At 59.6% G+C, this 23487-nt stretch carries 16 protein-coding genes and 4 tRNA genes; 14 read left to right on the forward strand and 6 right to left on the reverse strand.

Annotated elements, in window-relative coordinates:
* Nucleotides 1–240: 240 nt before the first annotated feature.
* The 10 genes from CER19_RS06225 (at nt 241) to CER19_RS06270 (ending at nt 9665) form a co-directional block, all read left to right on the forward strand.
* Nucleotides 241–317 (forward strand) — tRNA-Arg (locus tag CER19_RS06225).
* A 32-nt stretch (nt 318–349) separates the two neighbouring features.
* Nucleotides 350–425, forward strand: a tRNA-His gene (locus CER19_RS06230).
* 57 nt (nt 426–482) lie between these two features.
* Nucleotides 483–567: transfer RNA gene (locus CER19_RS06235), tRNA-Leu, on the forward strand.
* Between the two features lie 77 nt (nt 568–644).
* Nucleotides 645–720, forward strand: a tRNA-His gene (locus tag CER19_RS06240).
* A gap of 401 nt (nt 721–1121) precedes the next feature.
* The gene (gene tig, locus CER19_RS06245; protein ID WP_116665773.1) at nt 1122–2432 is read left to right on the forward strand and encodes a trigger factor; all 1311 of its coding nucleotides are present in this window, start codon (nt 1122–1124) and stop codon (nt 2430–2432) included.
* Between the two features lie 91 nt (nt 2433–2523).
* A complete protein-coding gene (gene clpP, locus CER19_RS06250) occupies nt 2524–3159 on the forward strand; it encodes an ATP-dependent Clp endopeptidase proteolytic subunit ClpP (RefSeq protein ID WP_003192255.1) in 636 nt (211 codons plus the stop codon).
* A 112-nt stretch (nt 3160–3271) separates the two neighbouring features.
* Nucleotides 3272–4555 carry an ATP-dependent Clp protease ATP-binding subunit ClpX gene (gene clpX, locus CER19_RS06255; protein WP_003192254.1) on the forward strand — a complete coding sequence of 428 codons (1284 nt, stop codon included), beginning with the start codon at nt 3272–3274 and terminating at the stop codon, nt 4553–4555.
* A 188-nt stretch (nt 4556–4743) separates the two neighbouring features.
* Nucleotides 4744–7140 carry an endopeptidase La gene (lon, locus tag CER19_RS06260; protein ID WP_003192252.1) on the forward strand — a complete coding sequence of 799 codons (2397 nt, stop codon included), beginning with the start codon at nt 4744–4746 and terminating at the stop codon, nt 7138–7140.
* A 149-nt stretch (nt 7141–7289) separates the two neighbouring features.
* Complete coding sequence (locus CER19_RS06265; RefSeq protein ID WP_003174819.1) at nt 7290–7562, forward strand: HU family DNA-binding protein; 273 nt, start codon at nt 7290–7292, stop codon at nt 7560–7562.
* Nucleotides 7563–7790: 228 nt separating this feature from the next.
* Nucleotides 7791–9665 carry a SurA N-terminal domain-containing protein gene (locus CER19_RS06270; RefSeq protein ID WP_116665774.1) on the forward strand — a complete coding sequence of 625 codons (1875 nt, stop codon included), beginning with the start codon at nt 7791–7793 and terminating at the stop codon, nt 9663–9665.
* Between the two features lie 159 nt (nt 9666–9824).
* Here CER19_RS06270 and nhaA read toward each other — a convergent pair whose 3' ends face one another.
* Nucleotides 9825–11168: a Na+/H+ antiporter NhaA gene (gene nhaA, locus CER19_RS06275; RefSeq protein WP_116665775.1), complete on the reverse strand. Its 1344-nt coding sequence runs from the start codon at nt 11166–11168 to the stop codon at nt 9825–9827.
* Nucleotides 11169–11285: 117 nt separating this feature from the next.
* The gene (locus CER19_RS06280; RefSeq protein ID WP_116665776.1) at nt 11286–12467 is read right to left on the reverse strand and encodes an MFS transporter; all 1182 of its coding nucleotides are present in this window, start codon (nt 12465–12467) and stop codon (nt 11286–11288) included.
* Nucleotides 12468–12583: 116 nt separating this feature from the next.
* On the opposite strand from CER19_RS06280, the gene CER19_RS06285 reads away from it, so the two are divergent.
* Together CER19_RS06285 and CER19_RS06290 are read left to right on the forward strand one after the other, a co-directional pair.
* A complete protein-coding gene (locus CER19_RS06285; protein WP_178088102.1) occupies nt 12584–13489 on the forward strand; it encodes a LysR family transcriptional regulator in 906 nt (301 codons plus the stop codon).
* An 82-nt stretch (nt 13490–13571) separates the two neighbouring features.
* Nucleotides 13572–14393, forward strand: a complete 822-nt coding sequence (locus CER19_RS06290; protein ID WP_116665778.1) for a DUF2242 domain-containing protein — start codon at nt 13572–13574, stop codon at nt 14391–14393.
* 1 nt (nt 14394) lies between these two features.
* Here CER19_RS06290 and aceE read toward each other — a convergent pair whose 3' ends face one another.
* Nucleotides 14395–17055: a pyruvate dehydrogenase (acetyl-transferring), homodimeric type gene (aceE, locus tag CER19_RS06295; RefSeq protein ID WP_116665779.1), complete on the reverse strand. Its 2661-nt coding sequence runs from the start codon at nt 17053–17055 to the stop codon at nt 14395–14397.
* A gap of 144 nt (nt 17056–17199) precedes the next feature.
* Here aceE and CER19_RS06300 point away from each other — a divergent pair, with 144 nt between their 5' ends.
* The gene (locus CER19_RS06300; RefSeq protein WP_116665780.1) at nt 17200–17670 is read left to right on the forward strand and encodes a MarR family winged helix-turn-helix transcriptional regulator; all 471 of its coding nucleotides are present in this window, start codon (nt 17200–17202) and stop codon (nt 17668–17670) included.
* Between the two features lie 55 nt (nt 17671–17725).
* Here the strand turns inward: CER19_RS06300 and CER19_RS06305 are convergent, their stop codons facing one another.
* The 3 genes from CER19_RS06305 to CER19_RS06315 form a co-directional block, all read right to left on the reverse strand.
* Nucleotides 17726–18730, reverse strand: a complete 1005-nt coding sequence (locus CER19_RS06305; RefSeq protein ID WP_116665781.1) for a pyruvate dehydrogenase — start codon at nt 18728–18730, stop codon at nt 17726–17728.
* Nucleotides 18731–19058: 328 nt separating this feature from the next.
* Nucleotides 19059–20093 (reverse strand): AraC family transcriptional regulator, encoded by a 1035-nt coding sequence (locus tag CER19_RS06310; RefSeq protein ID WP_116665782.1) that lies wholly within the window; start codon nt 20091–20093, stop codon nt 19059–19061.
* Nucleotides 20094–20097: 4 nt separating this feature from the next.
* Entirely contained in the window at nt 20098–21228 is a 1131-nt protein-coding gene (locus CER19_RS06315; protein WP_116665783.1) for a carbon-nitrogen hydrolase family protein, read from the reverse strand.
* A gap of 211 nt (nt 21229–21439) precedes the next feature.
* Here CER19_RS06315 and CER19_RS06320 point away from each other — a divergent pair, with 211 nt between their 5' ends.
* Nucleotides 21440–23479 (forward strand): NADPH-dependent 2,4-dienoyl-CoA reductase, encoded by a 2040-nt coding sequence (locus CER19_RS06320; protein ID WP_116665784.1) that lies wholly within the window; start codon nt 21440–21442, stop codon nt 23477–23479.
* Nucleotides 23480–23487 lie beyond the last annotated feature (8 nt).

The raw sequence follows: 23487 nt of genomic DNA on the forward strand, positions 1-23487 counted from the left end.
TGCGCGCATTCTCGCATGCCAAGGCGCGAGGGCAAAGGCGCTTGGTCTGCAAATTGCCCTAACCCCTTAAATAAAATCAGTTTTTTTCAAAAAAGATTTGACGGGTTTCCGGGGCATCTATACTATTCGTCGCACTTGTCGGGCACAGCCTAGCACTGGTTAAGAAGGTCGAGCAGAATAGTTGTACTGCAAGGCTGGAAGCACTTAGTTTGTAATCCTCCAAGAGTACAGATTAATAAGGCGCCCGTAGCTCAGCTGGATAGAGCATCCGCCTTCTAAGCGGATGGTCGCAGGTTCGAGTCCTGCCGGGTGCGCCATTAGGCAGCTTTGGCACAAGTAGCGCTATATGGTGGGCGTAGCTCAGTTGGTAGAGCACGGGATTGTGACTCCCGTTGTCGAGGGTTCGATCCCCTTCGTCCACCCCATATTCTGAAAGGCGCCAGATTTAACAGTCTGGCGCCTTTGCTTTAAGAGCTTCAAGCGCGGATGTGGTGGAATTGGTAGACACACTGGATTTAGGTTCCAGCGCCGCGAGGCGTAAGAGTTCGAGTCTCTTCATCCGCACCAATTAAAGCTTTTCCCGGTCGTCAGGCGGGGCAGGGCTCAACAAAGAAGTGGTTTGGTTTCTTTGTTAACGCAATATGGTGGGCGTAGCTCAGTTGGTAGAGCACGGGATTGTGACTCCCGTTGTCGAGGGTTCGATCCCCTTCGTCCACCCCATATTCGAAAGGCGCCAGATTTAACAGTCTGGCGCCTTTTTTGGTTTTGGCGGTTTGAGATTGGGTGGTCGCAGGTGCTGGGCTGCCCCGGCAGGGCGTGTCGTCGTATTTGTGTATCTCGATGATGCCGCTTTGCTTGCCTGCTCTGTTCGCGGGGCGGGTCGTCAGGGAGATGGATGCTTGTTCCTTCTATATATAGAGAGGGGCGGCGCAGAGCCCTGGCGCAATTTGGCTGTATTTGTCACCGGGGCGAGGTACTTCAGTGCTTTCGTACCGATAAATTGCCGGCTGTTTTCCGCTGTGTTTTCAGTAGGGTGACTTCTTGAGTTTGACCCACTAGAATGCATGCCCTTGATTGGGGTCGGAAATGGCCGGCTAATGTCTGTGCAACGAGGAATATCCATGCAAGTTTCTGTTGAAAATACTACTGCTCTCGAGCGCCGCCTGAGCATCACCGTGCCGGCAGAGCGTATCGAGACTGCGGTCAACAAGCGTCTGCAGCAGACTGCCCAAAAGGCCAAGATCGCTGGTTTCCGTCCAGGCAAAGTGCCGATGAGCGAAATCAAGCGTCGTTTTGGTGCCGATGCGCGCCAGGAAGCTGTAGGTGACGTGATCCAGGCTTCTTTCTACGAAGCCGTTGTCGAGCAAAAGCTGAACCCGGCTGGCTCGCCTTCGATCGAGCCCAAGTCCCTGGAAGCAGGCAAGGACCTGGAATACGTTGCCGTATTCGAAGTGTTCCCTGAATTTGAAGTGGCCGGTTTCGACGGTATCGAAATCGAGCGTCTGAGCGCCGAAGTGGCTGATTCGGACCTGGACAACATGCTGGAAATCCTGCGCAAGCAGAACACTCGTTTTGAAGTGGCCGACCGTGCCGCCCAGAACGAAGACCAACTGAACATCGATTTCGTTGGCAAGGTTGACGGCGAAGTCTTCGCTGGCGGCTCCTCCAAGGGCACTCAGCTGGTGCTGGGCTCCAACCGCATGATTCCTGGTTTCGAAGACGGCCTGGTTGGCGCCAAAGCCGGCGAAGAGCGCGTTCTGAACCTGACGTTCCCTGCTGACTACCAGAACCTGGACCTGGCCGGCAAAGCCGCCGAGTTCACCGTTACCGTCAACAGCGTTTCCGAGCCTAAGCTGCCAGAGCTGAACGAAGAGTTCTTCGGCCAGTTCGGTATCAAGGAAACCGGCATCGAAGGCTTCCGCACCGAAGTTCGCAAGAACATGGAGCGTGAACTGCGCCAGGCCATCAAGTCCAAGGTCAAGAACCAGGTCATGGACGGTCTGCTGGCCGCCAACCCGATCGAAGTGCCTAAGGCCCTGCTGTCCAACGAAGTGGATCGCCTGCGCGTTCAAGCGGTTCAGCAGTTTGGTGGCAACATCAAGCCTGACCAGCTGCCGGCCGAGCTGTTCGAAGAGCAAGCCAAGCGCCGCGTTGTGCTGGGCCTGATCGTGGCTGAAGTGGTCAAGCAGTTCGACCTCAAGCCAGACGAAGACCGCGTTCGCGAAATGATCCAGGAAATGGCTTCGGCCTACCAGGAGCCTGAGCAGGTCGTGGCTTGGTACTACAAGAATGAGCAGCAGATGAACGAAGTACGTTCGGTTGTGCTGGAAGAACAAGTTGTGGATACTGTTCTGCAGAAGGCTAAGGTGACCGATAAAGCGGTCTCTTACGAAGAAGCAGTCAAACCGGCGGAAGCAGCACAAGCCGACTGATTGTCCAACTCGTTGGAAATTCAACCATAAGCCAGCCTCGCGCTGGCTTATGCGTTTTCAAGACATGACTATTTGGGAGTAACTGCAGAGCATGTTCCGTAATTCCTATATTCAGCAGAACTCTGATATCCAGGCCGCAGGCGGCCTGGTCCCGATGGTTGTCGAGCAGTCCGCTCGTGGCGAACGCGCCTACGACATCTACTCGCGCCTGCTCAAGGAGCGAGTGATCTTTCTGGTTGGCCCGGTAGAGGACTACATGGCTAACCTGATCTGTGCGCAATTGCTGTTCCTTGAAGCGGAAAACCCGGACAAGGACATCCATCTCTACATCAACTCGCCGGGTGGTTCGGTGACTGCGGGCATGTCGATCTACGACACCATGCAGTTCATCAAGCCAAACGTGTCCACCACCTGTATTGGCCAGGCGTGCAGCATGGGCGCCTTCCTGCTGACCGCGGGTGCCGAAGGCAAGCGTTTCTGCCTGCCGAACTCGCGCGTGATGATTCACCAGCCACTGGGCGGTTTCCAGGGCCAGGCGTCGGACATCGAAATCCACGCCAAGGAAATCCTCTTCATTCGTGAGCGTCTCAACACGCTGATGGCCAAGCACAGCGGGCGCACCCTGGAAGAAATCGAGCGCGATACCAACCGTGACAATTTCATGAGCGCTGAAGCCGCCAAGGAATACGGGTTGATCGACGCAGTGATCGACAAGCGCCCCGCTTAATATAAGCCGCTCAAAATAGGGCTGGTCGGCATGTCCGACCACTGGCGGGCTTGAAAAAGCCCGCATAAGCCTTCATCTTGTGTTGCAAGCCTATCGGATTTGGATCGAACGAATGACTGACACCCGCAACGGCGAGGACAACGGCAAGCTGCTCTATTGCTCCTTCTGTGGCAAAAGCCAGCATGAAGTACGCAAATTGATTGCCGGCCCCTCGGTGTTTATCTGCGACGAATGCGTCGACCTGTGCAATGACATCATCCGTGAGGAGGTGCAGGAAGCCCAGGCCGAGAGCAGTGCGCATAAATTACCTTCGCCTAAAGAAATCAGCGGCATCCTTGACCAGTACGTCATTGGTCAAGAGCGTGCAAAGAAGGTTCTGGCCGTAGCGGTGTACAACCACTACAAGCGCTTGAACCAGCGTGACAAGAAAGGTGACGAGGTTGAACTCGGCAAGAGCAACATCTTGCTGATCGGTCCTACAGGCTCGGGTAAAACCCTGCTTGCAGAAACCCTCGCTCGCCTGCTGAACGTTCCGTTCACCATCGCCGACGCCACCACCCTTACCGAGGCTGGTTACGTGGGTGAAGATGTCGAGAACATCATTCAGAAGTTGCTGCAGAAGTGCGACTACGACGTAGAGAAAGCCCAGATGGGTATTGTCTATATCGACGAGATTGACAAGATCTCGCGCAAGTCTGACAACCCGTCGATCACCCGGGACGTTTCCGGCGAGGGCGTGCAGCAGGCCCTGTTGAAACTGATCGAAGGCACGGTTGCGTCCGTACCGCCGCAAGGTGGTCGCAAGCATCCGCAGCAGGAATTCCTTCAGGTTGATACGCGCAACATCCTGTTCATTTGTGGCGGTGCGTTCTCCGGTCTGGAGAAGGTGATTCAGCAGCGTTCCACCCGTGGCGGCATTGGTTTCAGTGCGGAAGTGCGTAGCAAGGAAGAAGGCAAGAAGGTGGGCGAGTCCCTGCGTGAAGTCGAGCCTGACGATCTGGTCAAGTTCGGTCTTATCCCGGAATTCGTTGGCCGTCTGCCGGTCCTGGCCACGTTGGACGAGTTGGATGAGGCGGCTTTGATCCAGATCCTCACCGAGCCGAAAAACGCCCTGACCAAGCAATACGGCAAATTGTTCGAGATGGAAGGTGTAGACCTCGAGTTCCGTACCGACGCACTGAAATCGGTGGCCAAGCGGGCACTGGAGCGTAAGACCGGTGCACGTGGCCTGCGCTCTATCCTCGAAGGCGTGTTGCTCGACACCATGTACGAAATCCCCTCGCAGTCTGAGGTGAGTAAAGTGGTGATCGACGAAAGCGTGATCGAAGGCAAGTCCAAGCCACTGTATATCTACGAAAACAGTGAGCCGGCTGCCAAGGCTGCACCCGACGCGTAAGCGTTCAGCAGTTGCGGTACAAGCAAGGGGCCTCTAGGGGCCCCTTGTTTTTTGGGGGCGTTTCTCGGGGCGGAGGTTAAATTCGCGTGTATTCATGCGTTTAACTACTGGCATTGAGCTTGTTTTTTTTGCATGTAACCCCCATCTTGGTTTCAAGCTTATTTTTGAACTGTCATAGAGGCGAAATCATGAAGACAACCATCGAATTGCCTCTCCTGCCGTTGCGTGATGTCGTCGTCTATCCGCACATGGTTATCCCGCTGTTCGTGGGGCGCGAGAAGTCTATCGAAGCCCTCGAGGCCGCGATGACGGGCGACAAGCAAATCCTGCTGTTGGCCCAGAAGAATCCTGCTGATGATGATCCGGGTGAAGATGCTCTGTATCGCGTCGGCACCATTGCCACTGTCCTGCAATTGCTCAAGCTGCCCGATGGCACCGTCAAGGTGCTGGTCGAAGGCGAGCAGCGCGGTGCCGTAGAGCGCTTTATGGAGGTGGACGGCCACCTGCGCGCGGAAGTGGCGCTGATCGAAGAGGTGGAAGCCCCGGAGCGTGAATCCGAGGTGTTCGTGCGCAGCCTGCTGTCGCAGTTCGAGCAGTATGTGCAGTTAGGCAAGAAAGTCCCGGCTGAAGTCCTGTCGTCCCTCAACAGCATTGATGAGCCAAGCCGCCTGGTCGACACCATGGCCGCGCACATGGCGCTGAAGATCGAGCAGAAGCAAGACATCCTCGAAATCATCGACCTGTCGGCCCGTGTCGAACACGTACTGGCGATGCTGGATGGCGAAATCGACCTGTTGCAGGTTGAAAAGCGCATCCGTGGCCGCGTGAAGAAGCAGATGGAGCGTAGCCAGCGCGAGTACTACCTGAATGAGCAGATGAAGGCCATTCAGAAGGAGCTCGGCGACGGCGAGGAAGGCCACAACGAAATCGAAGAGCTGAAAAAGCGTATCGATGCCGCTGGCCTGCCCAAAGACGCCCTGACCAAGGCCACCGCCGAGCTGAACAAGCTCAAGCAGATGTCGCCGATGTCGGCCGAAGCCACCGTGGTGCGCTCGTACATCGACTGGTTGGTGCAAGTGCCGTGGAAGGCCCAGACCAAGGTGCGCCTGGACCTGGCCCGTGCTGAAGAGATCCTCGACGCTGACCATTACGGCCTGGAAGAGGTTAAGGAGCGCATCCTTGAGTACCTCGCCGTGCAAAAGCGCGTGAAAAAAATCCGCGGTCCGGTGTTGTGCCTGGTCGGGCCTCCGGGTGTGGGTAAAACTTCCCTGGCGGAATCGATTGCCAGCGCGACCAACCGCAAGTTCGTGCGCATGGCCTTGGGTGGCGTGCGTGATGAGGCGGAAATTCGCGGTCATCGCCGTACTTACATCGGTTCGATGCCAGGAAGATTGATTCAAAAGATGACAAAAGTGGGTGTACGCAACCCGCTGTTCCTGCTTGATGAAATCGACAAAATGGGCAGCGATATGCGTGGCGACCCGGCTTCGGCCTTGCTCGAAGTGCTGGACCCCGAGCAGAACCATAATTTCAACGACCATTACCTGGAAGTCGACTACGACTTGTCTGACGTAATGTTCCTGTGCACCTCCAACTCCATGAACATTCCGCCAGCCTTGCTGGACCGGATGGAGGTGATTCGTCTGCCGGGCTACACCGAAGACGAGAAGATCAACATCGCGGTCAAGTACCTCGCGCCCAAGCAGATTTCGGCCAACGGCCTGAAGAAGGGCGAGATCGAATTCGAGGTCGAGGCGATCCGTGACATCGTGCGTTACTACACCCGCGAGGCCGGTGTGCGGGGCCTTGAGCGCCAGATCGCGAAGATCTGCCGCAAGGCTGTGAAGGAGCACGCGCTGGAAAAGCGCTTCTCGGTGAAGGTAGTTGCCGATTCCCTGGAACACTTCCTGGGCGTGAAGAAATTCCGCTACGGCCTGGCCGAGCAACAGGACCAGGTCGGGCAGGTGACTGGCCTGGCGTGGACCCAGGTGGGTGGCGAATTGCTCACCATCGAAGCCGCGGTGATTCCGGGCAAAGGCCAGTTGATCAAGACCGGCTCCCTGGGTGATGTGATGGTCGAATCCATTACCGCCGCGCAGACCGTGGTGCGCAGCCGCGCCCGCAGCCTGGGCATCCCGCTGGACTTCCACGAGAAGCACGACACCCATATCCACATGCCGGAAGGGGCGACCCCCAAAGACGGCCCTAGCGCTGGCGTAGGCATGTGCACGGCGCTGGTATCAGCGTTGACCGGCATTCCTGTGCGCGCCGATGTGGCGATGACCGGCGAAATTACCCTGCGTGGCCAGGTATTGGCGATTGGTGGTCTCAAAGAGAAATTGCTTGCCGCACACCGGGGTGGAATCAAGACCGTGATCATTCCTGAAGAGAATGTTCGCGACTTGAAGGAAATTCCTGACAACATCAAGCAGGATCTTCAGATTAAACCGGTTAAATGGATTGACGAGGTCCTGCAAATTGCGCTGCAATACGCGCCGGAGCCCTTGCCGGATGTGGCCCCGGAGATTGTCGCGAAGGATGAAAAACGCGAGTCCGATTCCAAGGAAAGAATTAGCACGCATTAATGTGTTGGAGCCTGGGGGGCTTCCTTGACAGCTTTTTAGAGCCCTTGTTATAAAGCGGCTCTTAAGTGTCTGTAGGCCATTCAGCACTGGTTTTGCTTTTTACCAAAAAACTTAGAATCATACTCAATAGATATATAAGGGGACTTAGAGTGAACAAGTCGGAACTGATTGATGCTATCGCTGCATCCGCTGATATCCCGAAAGCTGCTGCTGGCCGTGCGCTGGACGCAGTAATCGAATCCGTCACTGGCGCTCTGAAGGCCGGCGACTCCGTGGTACTGGTAGGCTTCGGTACTTTCTCTGTGACTGACCGCCCAGCTCGCACTGGCCGTAACCCACAGACCGGCAAAGCATTGCAAATCGCTGCTGCCAAGAAACCAGGTTTCAAAGCCGGTAAAGCCCTGAAAGAAGCCGTTAACTAAGCTTCGTTCAAGCCTTTGCTTACCCGGGTCGGACGCAGGTCTGGCCTGGCAGCGGAGCGGTAGCTGACCCACGTATCGGGTCGCCACGCCGGGGGTGCAGATTCGAACCCCCGTCCGCTCCGCCAGTTACGAGAAGGCGCATCCTCGGATGCGCCTTTCTTCTATCCGGACTCTACCCACGCTCCACGGTTGCCTAATTTTTGAAGTTCAACCGTTTCTGGGGGACGCATGCTGCAAAATATCAGGGACAATTCACAAGGCTGGATTGCCAAGACCATTATCGGGATCATCGTCGCTTTGATGGCGTTCACCGGTATCGAAGCCATTTTCCAGGCTTCGGGTAATAACAAGCAGGACGTGGCCAAGGTCAACGGTGAAGAAATCACCCAGACCGAGCTGAGCCAGGCTGTCGACATGCAACGGCGCCAGCTGATGCAACAGCTGGGCAAGGATTTCGATGCTTCCCTGCTGGACGAAAAACTGCTGCGCGATGCTGCCCTCAAGGGCCTGATCGACCGCAAGCTGCTGCTGCAAGGTGCTGCCGATTCCAAGTTCGGCTTCTCGGAAGCGGCGCTGGACCAGGTGATTCTGCAAACGCCTGAATTCCAGGTGGACGGCAAGTTCAACGCCGAACGCTTTGACCAGGTGATCCGTCAGCTGGGCTATAGCCGCATGCAATTCCGTCAGATGCTGACCCAGGAAATGCTGATCGGCCAGGTTCGCGCAGGCATCGCCGGCAGCGGTTTTGTGACCGACGCCGAGGTGCTGGCATTTGCCCGTCTGGAAAAACAGACCCGCGATTTCGCCACCGTCAACATCAAGGCTGACCCTGCGGCGGTGAAACTCACCGACGACGAGGTCAAGGCCTACTACGACCAGCACGCCAAAGAGTTCATGACCCCGGACCAGGTGGTCATCGACTATCTGGAATTGAAGAAGTCGTCCTTCTTCGACCAGGTTACTGTCAAGGACGATGAGCTGCAGGCTGCCTACGAGAAGGAAACCGCCAACCTCGCTGAACAGCGTCGTGCCGCGCACATCCTGATTGAAGTCAACGACAAGGTCACCGAGGCGCAAGCCAAGGCCAAGATCGAAGACATTCAGGCGCGCCTGGCCAAAGGTGAGAAGTTCGAGGCCCTGGCCAAGGAGTTCTCCCAAGATCCAGGTTCGGCCAACAATGGCGGTGACCTCGGCTTTGCCGGCCCTGGCGTTTATGACCCGGACTTCGAAACCGCGCTGTACGGCTTGAAGCAAGACCAGGTGTCGGCGCCAGTGCGCACTACCTTCGGTTGGCATCTGATCAAGTTGCTGGGCGTTGAGGCGCCTGAAGTGCCATCGTTCGCCAGCCTGAAAGACAAGCTGACCCGCGAGCTCAAGGCACAGCAGGTTGAACAGCGTTTTGTCGAAGCGACCAAGCAATTGGAAGATGCGGCATTCGAAGCCTCTGACCTGGCCCAGCCGGCCTCTGACCTGAAGCTGACCGTCCACACTTCCGCGCCGTTTGGCCGCGAAGGTGGCGAAGGTGTCGCGGCCAACCGTGCCGTGGTCACTGCCGCATTCAGCCCGGAAGTGCTGGATGAAGGTGCCAACAGCAGCGCCATCGAACTGGACCCGGAAACCATCATCGTGCTGCGTGCCAAGGAGCATCTCAAGCCGGCCCAACTGCCGCTCGAGAAGGTCGAGGCGGCCATTCGCACCCAGATGACCAAGGAGCGCGCGAGCGCTGCTGCCAAAGCCCGTGCCGACGAGTTGATCGCCAGCCTGCGTGATGGCAAGACCGCGCTGGACCAGCCGGTTGACGGTCAGGCCTGGAAGGTGACTGAGGCGGCTACCCGTGGTCAGGAGTCTATCGACCCGGCCGTGCTGCAAGCCTTGTTCCGCATGCCTAAGCCTGCGGCCAAGGACAAGCCGACCTTCACCACCGTGACCCTGCGCGATGGCAGCCTGATGATCGTGCGCTTGAACGGCGTCAACGAAGCGGCGGCCCCTACGGACGAAGAAAAGGCGCAATACCGCCGCTTCCTCGCTTCCCGCATTGGCCAGCAGGACTTCGCGGCCTACCGCAAGCAGCTGGAAACCCAGGCAGACATCAAGAAGTATTGATGCCGGCCTGAATAAAAAGACCCCGACCTGAAAAGGCCGGGGTCTTTTTTTGCCCTTGATATTGTAGCGAGGAAGCTTGCTCCCGTTGACTGCGCAGCAGTCCCTGCTTTTTGGGGCCGCTTCGCGGCCCAGCGGGAGCAAGCTCCCTCGCCACAGGTGTCAGGAATTCCTGGCTGCAAACTTGAGCTTGCCCCACGTCAACCCGATCACCGCGGCCAGGGTTGAAGCGGCCAATACGCTCAGCTTCGCAGCCGACAGCAGGGCCGGGTCGGAGAATGCCAGGGACGAAATAAAGATCGACATGGTGAAACCGATCCCCGCCAACAGGCCGACCAGGCCAACGCCCGTCCAGGTCACACCTTCCGGCAGCTTGCAGATGTTGAGCTTGACCAGTGCCAAGCTCGCCAGCATCACGCCCAGAGGCTTGCCGAGCACCAGGGCGAAGATGACGCCCATGAACACACCGTGGGCCAGCGGGTCATCCAGATTGAAACCGTCCAGGCTCACACCGGCGTTGGCCAATGCAAACAGCGGCATCACGCCGAACGCTACCCAAGGGTGCAACGCCGATTGAACACGCTGCACCGGCGGCAGTATGTCCCGCTGAGCTTCGCGCAATTGCTTGAGGGGCGTGGCGACTTGCTGGGCCCCTTCGGCTGGCTGCGAGAACCGGTCCATCAGCTCGTTGAAGGTGCGTTCGATGGTTTCCAGCGGGCGTTCCCTGGTGGGTTTGGAATTGACGGGGGTCATCAAGCCCAGGATCACCCCGGCCAGCGTTGGGTGCACGCCGGTCTTGAGCAGGCCAAACCACACGATAGCACCTGGCAGCAAGTAGATCGCCGCCTTGCTGATGCCCATGCGTTGGAACACCAGTACCAGGGCCAGCCCGCCTGCGGCAATCACCAAGCCCATGTAGTCGAGGCTGGCGGTGAAGAAGATCGCGATGATCAGGATCGCCACGATGTCATCAATGATCGCCAGGGCCAGCAGCAGGATACGCACGCCACTGGGGATCGACTTGCCCAGCAGCGCGAGCACGCCCACGGCAAAGGCGATGTCGGTCGCGGTGGGCACCGCCCAGCCACTCGCGGCGGCGGTGCCGTGGTTGAGCAGGATGTAGATGAGTGCGGGCATCAGCACACCGCCCAACGCCGCGCCCAACGGCAGCGTGGCCAGCTTCAGGTTGGCGAGGGCGCCGTCTTTGATTTCCTGGCGGATTTCGGCACCGACCACCAGGAAGAAGATGGTCATCAGCCCGTCATTCACCAGAAAATGCAGGGAGCGCGACACGCTGTAATCGCCCAGCCCGAGGGTGATGGGCGTGTTCCAGAAATGCTCGTAGGTCGCGGCGGCGGGGCTGTTGGCCCACACCAGCGCAACGATGGCGGCCAGCAGCAGCACGATACCGCTCACGGCTTCGATGTGTGAAAAACGCTCAAGGGCGGACAGCGCGCCCTCAGTCAGACGCTGGGGGCGGGGGATGGCGGGGTGTTTATCAGGCACGACAAATCTCCATTGGCGGCCCGACCAATGCTTGGCGTTTAACCTGCGCCGTGCTTTATGCAGCAACGCACCCAGGGCGATGATAGGAAGGTGAGGAATAAGTTGTAAACAAACTTGTCATCGCGCGGGCAGCGCTTTGCCCCGGATTGCGCCCAGCGCCAACACGATTAAACCTAGAACGGCCCATGGAAACACCACGACGCCCCAACGTTCGAGCAAGAGCCCGCCCGCTAACCCACCTCCGGCGATGCCCAGGTTCCATACCGTAACCAGCATCGATTGAGCGGCATCGGCCGAGTTGCCAGCCGACTTGGCCAGCGCGGTTTGCAATAGCGCCGGTAGGCCACCGAAGGCCAGCCCCCATAACGCTACGCTGGTGTAGAGGACTGCTGCCGAATCGATCCACAGGCCCAGTAGCAGGGCGGCCACGGCGAACAGCGCGCAACTGACGAAGGTCAATAGCCGCAGGTGTTGGTCAATCCACATGCCCACCAGCCAGATACTCAGCAGCGCCATCAGCCCGAACACCAGCAATACCCGGTCGATGTCGTTGCCGATACCAGAGGGCACCAGCAAAGGGGCGATGTAGGTATAGAGAATGTTATGGGCCAGCACGTAGGTAAAGGTCACCCAGAGCACAGGACGGATGCCTGGCAATGCGAGTACCTGACGTAAGCCGAGGCGTTTGCTTGGCGGTTCACCGGCAAAATCCGGCAGTTGCCAACGCGCCCATACCAGCAGTAACAGGGTCAGGCCGGTCATGATGGCAAAACTGGCGCGCCATCCGACAAGCGTACCCAGCAGGGTGCCGGCGGGTACGCCGAGGGACAAGGCCAGCGGCGCTCCGAGCATGGCCACGGCAATCGCCCGACCCTGCAGGTGGGGCGCGACCATACGGCTGGCGTAGCCTGCCAGCAAGGCCCACAGCAAGCCAGCGAATACACCGGCGAAAAATCGCGCAGCCAAGGTCAAGCCATAGTGGCTGGAGAACGCGGTGACGCTGTTAACCAAGGCAAAGCCGCCGATGGCGATCAACAGCAACGGCCGCCGGCGCCAACCCCGGGTCAGCAATGTCAGCGGGATAGCGGCAAGCAACGAGCCGAGCGCGTAGAGGGTCACCAGTTGCCCGACCAGGGCCTGGGAGACCCCAAGCCCAGCACTGATTTGCGGTAACAAGCCGGCGGGCATTGCCTCGGTGAGGATGGTGATAAAGCCGGCGCAGGCCAACGCCAGCAGACCGGCCAGCGGCAGGGGCTCAGCGTGGGGTGCTGTGTCGACCAATAGGGGACTGTCGTTCATGAGGTTTCTCCTTGAAAGAGCAAGGAGCCAGGGTAGGAGGCTGCGAAGTGCGGAAAAACAGGCTAAGGTTCCGAACTTATCGGACGTTGATGTCCGTAATCGGCAAAGGCATCACCATGGACAATCTGGGCAGCCTCTCGGTTTTTGTGCAGGTCGCGCAAACCCTTAGCTTTACCGCTGCGGGCCGCGTCTTGGGCGTGTCATCGTCTGCGGTGGGTAAAAGCATCGCGCGGATGGAAGAGCGTCTGGGCGTCAGGTTGTTTCATCGCAGCACCCGCAGCATCACCCTGACCAGCGAGGGCGCGTTGTTCCTGGAGCGTTCGCGGCGCATCCTGGCGGAATTGGAAGCGGCCGAACAGGAGTTGACTGAGGTCACTGCCAGCCCTCGCGGCAAGCTGCGGATCAGTGTGCCCCAAGTGCGCGGGTTGCTGATGCCGGTGATCAGCGACTTTATGCGTGCTTATCCGGACATTGAGTTGGATGTGGATTTTTCCGACCGCATGGTGGACGTGATCGAGGAGGGCTTCGACGCGGTGATTCGCACTGGCAAGCCAGAAGATTCGCGCTTGATGGCACGCCATCTAGGGCATTACCAGTTAGTCCTTGTCGGTACGCCCGGCTACTTCGACCAGCACGGCACCCCCCATCGGCCACAGGACCTGAATCATCACGCCTGCCTGCGGCACAAATTCTGCGCCACCGGCAAGCTGGAGCCCTGGCCGCTGCGCCACGTGCCTGGAACCGCAGAGCTTAATTTGCGTGCACCGCTGATCAGCACCACCATCGAATCCCTCAATCATGTGGTGCAGGAAGGTCTGGGCATTGCGTGCCTGCCGGACTACATGGTCAACCAGGCCGTACGGCAAGGGCAGTTGCGGCGGGTGCTGGATGAGCACCTCGAGCATCGCGGCAGTTTCTGGTTGCTGTGGCCAGCCAGTCGCCATGCGTCGGCCAAGCTGCGGGCCTTTATCGATCATATGCGCGCCGGGCTTTTTCCTACTGACACTGCTGTCCAAGCTTGAGATGTTTTACCGACAGGAATCGCGCTTCAATGTCGCGTTCTGTTGCACAATACCGTCCGGACCGTTTTCTTCAGGATTTTCAATGTCGACATCATTTCACTTGCGCACTCTCGGGGTGGCGCTGGTGCTGGCGGGCGCCGCGGGCTGCTCGTCACCCAAGACCGCTATCTATGAACATGAGAATTTCGACGATTCCGGTACGTTTTCCCGCGATTACCCGGTCAGCGATGTGGCGGCCTGTGAAGCTGCGCGCCGTGCCCTGCTGAGCCAGGGTTACATCATCACCAGCAGCGATCCCAAATTGGTGGCCGGCAACAAGAGCTTCCAGCAGACCGGCGAGACCCACCTGCAGATCAGTTTCAATGTGGTGTGCGCTGCTGATGGCAAGGGCAGCAATCATTCGACGATGTTTGCCAACGCCTTGCAGGATCGCTATGCGCTGAAGAAGGTCAACAACTCCGCGAGTCTCGGTGTGGGCGTGCTGGGCTCGGTGTCGATGCCGATTGGCTCCACCGACGACTCGATGGTGAAGGTGGCAAGCGAGACCGTCTCGGCACCGAAGTTCTACGAGCGTTACTTTGCGCTGGTGGATGTGTTCCTGCCGCAGGAGGTCAAGCAGGCCGAGCATATACCCGAGCAGCCCAAGGCTGACCTGGGCGTGCCTGAACCCAAGGCCGCTCCGGCAGCCGAGAAGGTCGAGGCGCCGCAGGACACACCGCAGCCTGCCGCAGCGCAACCGCTTGCACCGCCACCTGAGGCCGCGCCGATCGCGCCGGCCCCAGAGGCGAACCCGCAACCTGCGCCGGCCTCGACGCCAGCAACCGAGCCTGCGCCTGCGCCGACCAATCCCAGCCTGCCTGCGCCGACAGAGGCAATACCGCCCTTGCCAGCGCCTGCACAGTGACTCAGACCGCTACGGGATCTGCCTTGTCGACGTTGATCCCGTAGCGGCTGATAGCTTCGACGACTTTTTCACGACCTATCACACCGTCATCTGCCAACGCCTTCAAGGTCGCTAAAGCGATAAAGTGCCGGTCTACCTCGAAGAACTCGCGCAATGTTTCGCGGGTGTCCGATTGACCAAAACCGTCAGTGCCCAGTGCGACAAAACGGCGGCCATGCACGAAGGGGCGAATCTGGTCGGCGAACAACTTCATGTAGTCCGTGGCCACCACCACGGCTCCGGTTCTCCCGGCGAGGCAGGTTTCGACGTAGCTTCGGCGCGGCTCGCTTTGCGGGTGCAGCAGGTTCCAGCGTTCGGCGGCGTGCCCATCACGGCGCAATTCGGTCAGGCTGGTGACGCTCCAGACATCGCAGTGCACGGCGAAATCCTTGGCGAGCAACTCGGCTGCGGCGATCACTTCGCGCAAGATTGAACCGCTGCCCATTAGCTGCACCTTTGCCTGCGGGTGGGTGCTCAGCGGATACATGCCCTTGAGAATGCCTTCTTCAACGCCTTCCGGTATCGCCGGGTGCGGATAGTTTTCGTTGAGCAGGGTGATGTAGTAATAGATGTCCTCCTGCTCGACATACATACGCCGCATACCCTCGCGAATAATCACCGCCAGTTCGTAGGCAAAAGTCGGGTCATAGGCCACGCAGCATGGAATCACCGAGGCCAGGATATGGCTGTGCCCGTCGTCGTGCTGCAAGCCTTCACCCATCAGCGTGGTGCGCCCGGCCGTGGCGCCCAGCAGGAAGCCCCGCGCTCGCGCATCGCCCGCCGCCCAGGCCAGGTCGCCGATGCGCTGAAAGCCGAACATCGAATAGAAAATATAGAACGGCACGGTCATCAGCCCATGGTTGCTATAGGACGTACTTGCCGCGATCCAAGATGAAATAGCGCCGGACTCATTCAGCCCTTCCTGCATGATCTGTCCGTCTTTGCTCTCTTTGTAGTAGCTCAATTGCCCGGCGTCCTGTGGGGTATAGAGCTGGCCGACGGCGGAGTGGATACCGATCTGGCGGAACAGGCTTTCCATGCCAAAGGTGCGCGACTCATCCGGCACAATAGGCACGATCAGCTTGCCCAAATGCGGGTCCTTGAGCAGCGTGCCGAGGATGCGCACAAAGGCCATGGTGGTGGAGATGGCGCGCTCACCGGTGTCTTTGAGTTGAGTGGCGAAGGCGCTCAGCGCGGGGATTTGCAACGGCGCAGTGCCGGTGTAGCGCGCCGGCACATGGCCTCCCAGTGCCTGTCGTCGTGCGGCGAAGTAGCGGGCCTCTTCGCTGTCGACGGCGGGTTTGAGGTAAGGGATTTCTTCGAGTCGGTCATCGTCAACCTCCAAGCCGAAGCGGTCGCGGAAAGCTTTTACCGCGTCGGCCCCCATCTTCTTCAACTGGTGGTTGATGTTTTGGCCTTCGCCAGCTTCACCCATGCCGAAGCCCTTGACTGTCTTGGCCAGTATCACCGTAGGCTGGCCCTTGTGGCGCACCGCGGCGGCGTAGGCGTTGTAGACTTTGTCCGGGTCATGGCCGCCCCGCGAGAGTTTCCAGATGTCGTCGTCGGACATGTCCGCAACCAGCGCCAGCAACTGCGGGTATTTGCCAAAGAAGTGTTCACGCACATAGGCGCCATTCTGGGATTTGTAATTCTGATAGTCGCCGTCCACGCATTCCATCATGCGTTGGCGCAGTAGGCCGCTCTGGTCCTTGTCCAGCAGTGCGTCCCAGCCGCCGCCCCAGATCACCTTGATCACATTCCAGCCGGCGGCGCGGTACAGGCTCTCGAATTCCTGGATCACTTTGGCATTGCCGCGCACCGGACCATCCAGGCGTTGCAGGTTGCAGTTGACCACGAAAATCAGGTTGTCGAGTTTTTCGCGGCCCGCCAGGGAGATCGCCGCCAGGGATTCGGGCTGGTCCATTTCGCCATCGCCAAGGAATGCCCAGACCTTGCGACCCTGATGCTGCTTGAGGTCTCGGAACTCCAAGTACCGCATAAAGCGCGCCTGGTAAGCCGCAGTGATGGGGCCCAGGCCCATGGATACCGTAGGGAATTGCCAGAAGTCCGGCATCAACCGTGGGTGAGGATAGGAGGACAGGCCCTTGCCATCGGCCTCGCGACGGAAGTTATCCAGCTGCGCTTCGCTGATACGGCCCTCCAGGTAGGCGCGACCATAAATGCCTGGTGAGGAGTGGCCCTGGATGTACACCAGGTCGCCGTCGAATGTGTCGGTTCGGCCACGGAAAAAATGATCGAAGCCTACGTCATACAGCACGGCGGCTGACGCGTAAGTAGCTATATGCCCACCCACGCCTGAGTGTTTGCCTGCGCGCAATACCATCGCCATGGCGTTCCAGCGGATAAAGGCGTTGGTGCGTCGCTCGATAGCCTGGTTACCGGGGTAGGGCAACTGGCGCTCGACCGGGATGGTATTGACGTAGGGGGTGGTCACCCGCCCGTAGAAGTCACCATGCCGCGCCACGTCGAAATCCAGCAACTGATCGATCAGGTAATGAGCGCGGGGCCGGCCTTCGGTGGACAGCACCGATTCGATGGACTCCAGCCATTCGCGGGTTTCCTGTGGATCATCGTCGAGTCTTACTGCGTCATTCGGGGTCATGTGAGGCTCCAGGGTAGGCGGATTCAAGCAGCGAGCTCCTCGTGGGAGAGATGCAAATGTAATTGCAATTGCAACGAAATGTCAGAATCTAGCGCGGGATGAGCTACTATTGCAACCTTCTTGAAATTCCCCGGATGGTGTTGCATGTCGTCGAAAGAGCCGGATGTATGGTTCCGTTTTGTCAGGGCTCACAGGACGGTCATCCGTGAAATCGAGCGGCGGCTGGCTGCAGCAGGCCTGCCGCCGTACGCCTGGTACGACGCGCTGTGGGGCCTGGAAAGCGGGCCCAGCGGCACTCGGCGTATGCACGAACTGGCCGATGTGCTGGCCATTGAGCGCTATAACCTCACGCGCCTGGTGGACCGTCTGGAAAAGGACGGCCTGGTAGTGCGTTCCCGCTCCGATGGCGACGGTCGTGCGGCGTTTGCCTCGATCACGGACACGGGTCGAGCACTGCGCAAGAACATGTGGAATATCTACGAAAGCACTGTGGACGAGCTGTTCCTGTCACAACTTGAACCCGAGCAGCGCCAGGCATTTGCCGATGCCCTGGAGCGCACGGCGGGATTGGCGATGGATGCGGGTGCGCAAGTGCGTAGCCGGCGTAAATCGTAGGTTCGAAAAAAGACTCAGTGTGGGCGGGGGCTTGCTTGTGCATTTGCGTTCCCGCTCACTTCAGGTGATAGCGCTGCAGTGCGTTTTCCACCTGCTGCATGTCGGTACGCCCTTCATCGGCCAGCGCTCTTAACGCCGACGCCACAATCCAATAGCGGCTCGGCGCGCACGCCTGCACCGAGCCTGCCCCCAAGGCGATAAATCGTGCATCCACATGCGCGGCTAATTGATCGACTATCACCTGCGGATAACCGGTGACGGCAATGACGGGTGCGCTATTCCCCGCCAGGCAATCACGCAAATGGCAGCTTCGCCTGGGGGCCAAGGGGTGCAAGCGGTTCCAGCGCTCTGTGGCCGCCGCCTCACGGGCCAGTCGTGTGTAACTGGGGCAGCTCCATACCTGCGCCGTCATATTCCAGTCCTGTTCCAGTAACGCTGCGGCGTGCATGACCTCTTCCAGTGCCCGGCCAGCACCGAGCAGGCGCACATCTCCCGCTTGGCCACGCTGGGTCGGATACATGCCTTTGTGGGCATCTTCTCGGTCTTGGGCAGCCAGTGTCGTGTTGGTGTCCTGGTCATGCAGCGCCAGATAATAGAACCCCTGCTGGCCGTCGACGTACAGCGTGCGTAGCCCCGCCAGCACAATCGCCCGTGCTTCGTCTCCCGAGGCGGGATCGTAGGGCGTGCAGCGTGGATGGGTCGCCAGCCATAACGGCAATGATGAGTGCGTGCCCTTGGGCCATACAGAGGGATGGTTTTCGATGTCGTTGCACAAGATGCCACGCTGGGCGGTCTGTTGCGACAAGGCGCACAGCTGTGCGGACGACGTGGCGCTGTGCAGGTAAAGCAGGGGTTTTTCGCCGCTATCGCGCGCAAACCAGATGGGCCAATTGCCCACGCGGCGGCTGCATGACTGGCCATGGATCACCCAGGCGTGCCGGCTCGATTCCAGGGTTTCGGCCATGCTCATCACCGTATACAACGGCGAGCTGCCCGGGCAAGTGGCGGTGTTGAGTGCATCGATGCATCTGTACGCAGAATGCGCGGTAGAAGCAGGCATGGGTCGAAGCTCCTTTCAACGGATGCCTGTACCCTACGGGAAATATGATTGCATTTGCAATGATTGCAATCGCGCCTAAAAAGGCCCTGCGACTAAATCATCCCGCGCCTGCCGCGTTTAACCTTCAAGTGCAGGAATGTCATCACGTCGACATTTTTTCGTCATGACGGCACTTTAGGCTGGGTTCGCAGGTCATTAATCTGCAACCGCTTTGAACTTTAAAGGAGTCCACCATGGACGATTACCAGGAAGAACTGCTGGAGTACCAGGCATTGGAGCTAGACCCACTGGACCCTGTCGACGATGCCACCGAGCTGTAACACCGACTTCAGGCGGAGTGTCGCTGACTGCGGCGAAATTCCCCTGGAGTCTGGTTGTTCCAGCGCCTGAAGGCCCTTTGGAAGGCTTGGGCCGAAGCAAAACCGAGCAAGTAGGCGATCTCGCCGAACGCCAGTTCCGTATCGCGAATGTAGGTCATGGCCAGGTCGCGACGGGTGTCATTGAGAATCGCGCGAAACTGCGTGCCTTCCTCGGCCAGTTTGCGCCGCAATGTCCAGGTTGGCAGTTTCAAGCGTGCCGCCACTTCTTCCAGGTCGGGTTCCCGGCCGCCATTGAGCATCGGCCCGAGCAACCGGGTAATGCGCTCGCGCAGGCTGCGGGTGCGGGTCAACTGCTCTAATTCCCTTTCACACAGCTGTAGCAACAGGTGCCAGGTGCTTGGGCAATGCTGTGGGTTGCGCAGCGCCAGGGTGGGTTGGCTGAGGCGCAGTTGATTGGCCTCGGCGCCGAAGTGGACCACGCCCTCTCCCAGCACCCTGTAGTGGTCGTGGTAGTCCGGCGCGTCGAATTCGATTTCAATCCGCTGGGCCTGCAGCGGCTGTTGCGCCAGGCCGGACAGTTGCTGCAGCCAGCCGGCGATGATCGAATCCACCACAAAGCGGTTGTAGGCGTTATAGGGGCTGATGGAGTAAAACCGCAGCCACGCGCCTTCAGCGTCTTCATGAAAGCTTGATTGCCCGCGATAGTTGGAGCCGTACAGCGCTTCAAAGCGTGTGAGCGTGCGCGCCGCTTCGCGCACTGTGGGCGCTTGGGCGGCGGTGACCCCGGCAAGACCGGCTTGGCTCAAGCGGCTGAGCTGGCCCATGCGCAAGCCCAGGCCAGGGTTGCCGGTCAGTTGGATGGCCGCGTGGCCCAGGCGCATGTAGCGCGGGATCGACAAGCGTGCGCCGGCCTCAGCCAGGCGCGCTGGATCGAGGCCGTATTGCAGCAGTAGGGGCTGTGGGTCCAGGCCGTGGCTGTGGATGGCGTCGGCCAGGGTGTGCACGAAGCCCACCGACAGATCCCCCAGGCGCACCGGCTTCAAGGTGCTACAGCCAGATATTCAGCAGGCGCGCACCACGGGCGTCGCCATCGGCGAAGACTTGCCCATTGCGGCTGAGAAAACTTTGACCGGCGCTGCCCAGGTCCCAGAATTGCCCGCGCAGAAAGACGCTCATGCCCGCGGTGGCTTCGCTGACAGGTGGCTGGCTGATCAGGGTAAGACGACGCCAGGCCGCGCCCTCACTGGTTTCTTCAGGCTTGAGGCTCACTTCTGAGGGCGTAGATACGCTCTTGAAACCGCGCCACGGACGCTCCCAGGTATCGCGGCCGGTGACAAAAGCGGGTACCGCGATCAATTGCGCGCCTTGCTCGTTGAGCTTGCGGTAGTTGTCCGGGTACCAGCTGTCGCTGCCGACCAGGATGCCGAGGCGCCCGGCGGGGGTGTCGACAACGTTGACGACATGCTCATCGCCTGGCTCGATAAAGCCACGTTCATCGTAGATCGGGTAAAGCTGGCGCTGCGGTTGGCCCAGCGGCAAGCCGTCGGCGGCAAACACCACGCTGGCGTTGTACAGCGCGCCATGGCCGATTTCCAGTTGGCCCTGGATCACGCTTGGGTTGGGCAGGGCGATGGAGCCGGCCACCAGGGTCACGCCAAATTCTTTGGCGAGGCCGCCAAACAACACTTGATAGTCGCGGGCCATGGCCGGGGCTTTCATGCGCAGGTACGCATCGTCCATGCGGTTGTCGCCGGTGGCGCTGATCCAGGCTTTGGCAAATTGCAGCGGGTTGCTGATCGACAGCCAGTTCATGGCGTCCTTGAGGTGAGCGGCCTGGTACAGCTCATTCTTTTCGCCGCCGAGCATCAGCCAGGTGCCGATATGCTCCGGCAGCACCACAACGGTCTTGGCATTGATCAGCCCAAGGTCCCGAGCGTTTTGCAGGTAGGCCGACAGCTTCAGGTGCAGGCGTTCCAGGCTCTGGTAATCGGCAGGGAACAGTTCCGGCTGGATGCCCAGCAGGTTGCCACGGTCGGCCGGTTCGCCCTCATTGACGGCGAGGGTGATGCGCAGGTCGGACAGGTAATGCGCCACGGGGCGCTCCTGGGTCCAGACCAAGTACGCGGCGAGGGAGGCAACCAGGGCCATGATGACGGTGAACGCTAGAAGTTTACGCATGGGGCAACAGACAACAGACCAGGTGCAGGGTTCGCGACTAGGGTAGGGCCCATGGCATGGCTTGCCAAGGGGCGCTGTGCATTTGGATCAATAACTTGTCAGTTTCAGTCATTGAGCCGTGGTCCACCGCCTCTTAGTCTGTGGGACATAAACCGATGGCACGCCATTCGAGTGCGCCACGTCCCGTGATGATCCGTTGTGGAGCTGTACCATGACCGCTGCTGCCTACCCGCACCTGCTGGCCCCGTTGGACCTGGGTTTTACCACCTTGCGCAACCGTACCCTGATGGGCTCGATGCACACTGGCCTGGAAGAAAAGCCCGGCGGTTTCGAGCGTATGGCCGCTTACTTTGCCGAGCGTGCCCGTGGCGGCGTGGGCCTGATGGTCACCGGCGGTATCGGCCCCAATGACGAGGGTGGCGTGTACGCCGGTGCAGCCAAGCTGACCACCGAAGAAGAGGCGCGCAAGCACAAGATCGTTACCCAGGCCGTGCACGACGCGGGTGGCAAGATCTGCATGCAGATCCTCCACGCCGGGCGTTACGCCTACAGCCCCAAGCAGGTGGCACCGAGCGCTATCCAGGCGCCCATCAACCCGTTCAAGCCCAAGGAATTGGATGAAGAGGGCATCGAAAAGCAGATCCAGGATTTTGTCACCTGCTCGCTGCTGGCCCAGGTCGCCGAGTACGATGGCGTGGAAATCATGGGTTCCGAAGGCTACTTCATTAACCAGTTCCTCGCCGCCCACACCAACCATCGCACCGACCGTTGGGGCGGCAGCTTTGAAAATCGCATGCGCCTGGCGGTGGAAATCGTGCGCCGTGTACGCGAAGCCGTAGGCCCGAACTTCATTATCATCTTCCGCCTGTCGATGCTCGACCTGGTGGAAGGCGGCAGCGTCTGGGAAGAAATCGTGCAGTTGGCCAAAGCCATCGAACAGGCCGGCGCGACGATCATCAACACCGGTATCGGCTGGCACGAAGCCCGTATCCCGACCATCGCCACCAAGGTACCCCGTGGTGCGTTCAGTAAAGTCACGGCCAAATTGCGCGGTTCGGTACAGATTCCGCTGATCACCACCAACCGCATCAACACTCCGGAAATTGCTGAGCAGATCCTGGCCGAAGGCGACGCCGATATGGTCTCGATGGCGCGGCCGTTTCTCGCCGACCCCGAGTTCGTCAACAAGGCCGCCGCCGGGCGCGCCGATGAGATCAATACCTGCATCGGCTGCAACCAGGCCTGCCTGGACCACACCTTTGGCGGCAAGCTCACCACCTGCCTGGTCAACCCGCGGGCGTGCTACGAAACCGAGCTCAATTACTTGCCGGTCAAGCAGATCAAAAAGGTCGCGGTCGTCGGCGCAGGCCCCGCGGGTCTGGCCGCTGCCACCGTGGCCGCCGAGCGCGGCCATCAAGTGACCTTGTTCGACTCCGCCAGCGAGATCGGCGGCCAGTTCAATATCGCCAAGCGCGTGCCGGGCAAGGAGGAGTTCTTCGAGACCCTGCGTTATTTCAAGGGAAAATTGCAGACCACCCACGTCGAGCTGTGCCTCAACACCCGTGTGGACGTTGCGCAACTGGTGGCGGGCGGTTATGACGAGGTGATCCTGGCCACCGGCATCGCACCGCGTACTCCGGCGATTCCCGGTGTCGACAACGCCAAGGTCCTGAGTTACCTGGACGTGATCCTCGAACGCAAGCCGGTGGGCAAGCGTGTGGCGGTGATCGGCGCCGGAGGCATCGGTTTTGACGTGTCTGAATTTCTCGTCCACCAAGGCGTATCCACCAGCCTGGATCGCGAGGCGTTCTGGAAAGAATGGGGCATCGACACCCAACTGCAAGCCCGTGGCGGCGTGGCAGGGATCAAACCCGAGCGCCATGCACCGGCCCGTGAAGTGTTCCTGCTGCAACGCAAGGCTTCCAAGGTGGGTGACGGCCTGGGCAAGACCACGGGCTGGATCCACCGCACCGGCTTGAAGAACAAGCAGGTGCAGATGCTCAACAGTGTCGAGTACCTGAAGATCGACGATGAAGGTTTGCATATCCGCATCGGCGCCGAAGGCGAGCCGCAGGTACTGGCGGTGGGCAATATCGTCATCTGTGCCGGCCAGGACCCGCTGCGCGAACTGCACGACGGCCTGGTCGCTGCCGGCCAGAACGTGCACCTGATCGGCGGCGCCGATGTGGCGGCCGAACTGGACGCCAAGCGCGCCATCAACCAGGGCTCGCGCCTGGCGGCCGAGCTGTAAGGCGTCAA

This window comes from Pseudomonas sp. GL93, from assembly GCF_003408955.1.
Lineage (GTDB): Bacteria > Pseudomonadota > Gammaproteobacteria > Pseudomonadales > Pseudomonadaceae > Aquipseudomonas > Aquipseudomonas paracarnis.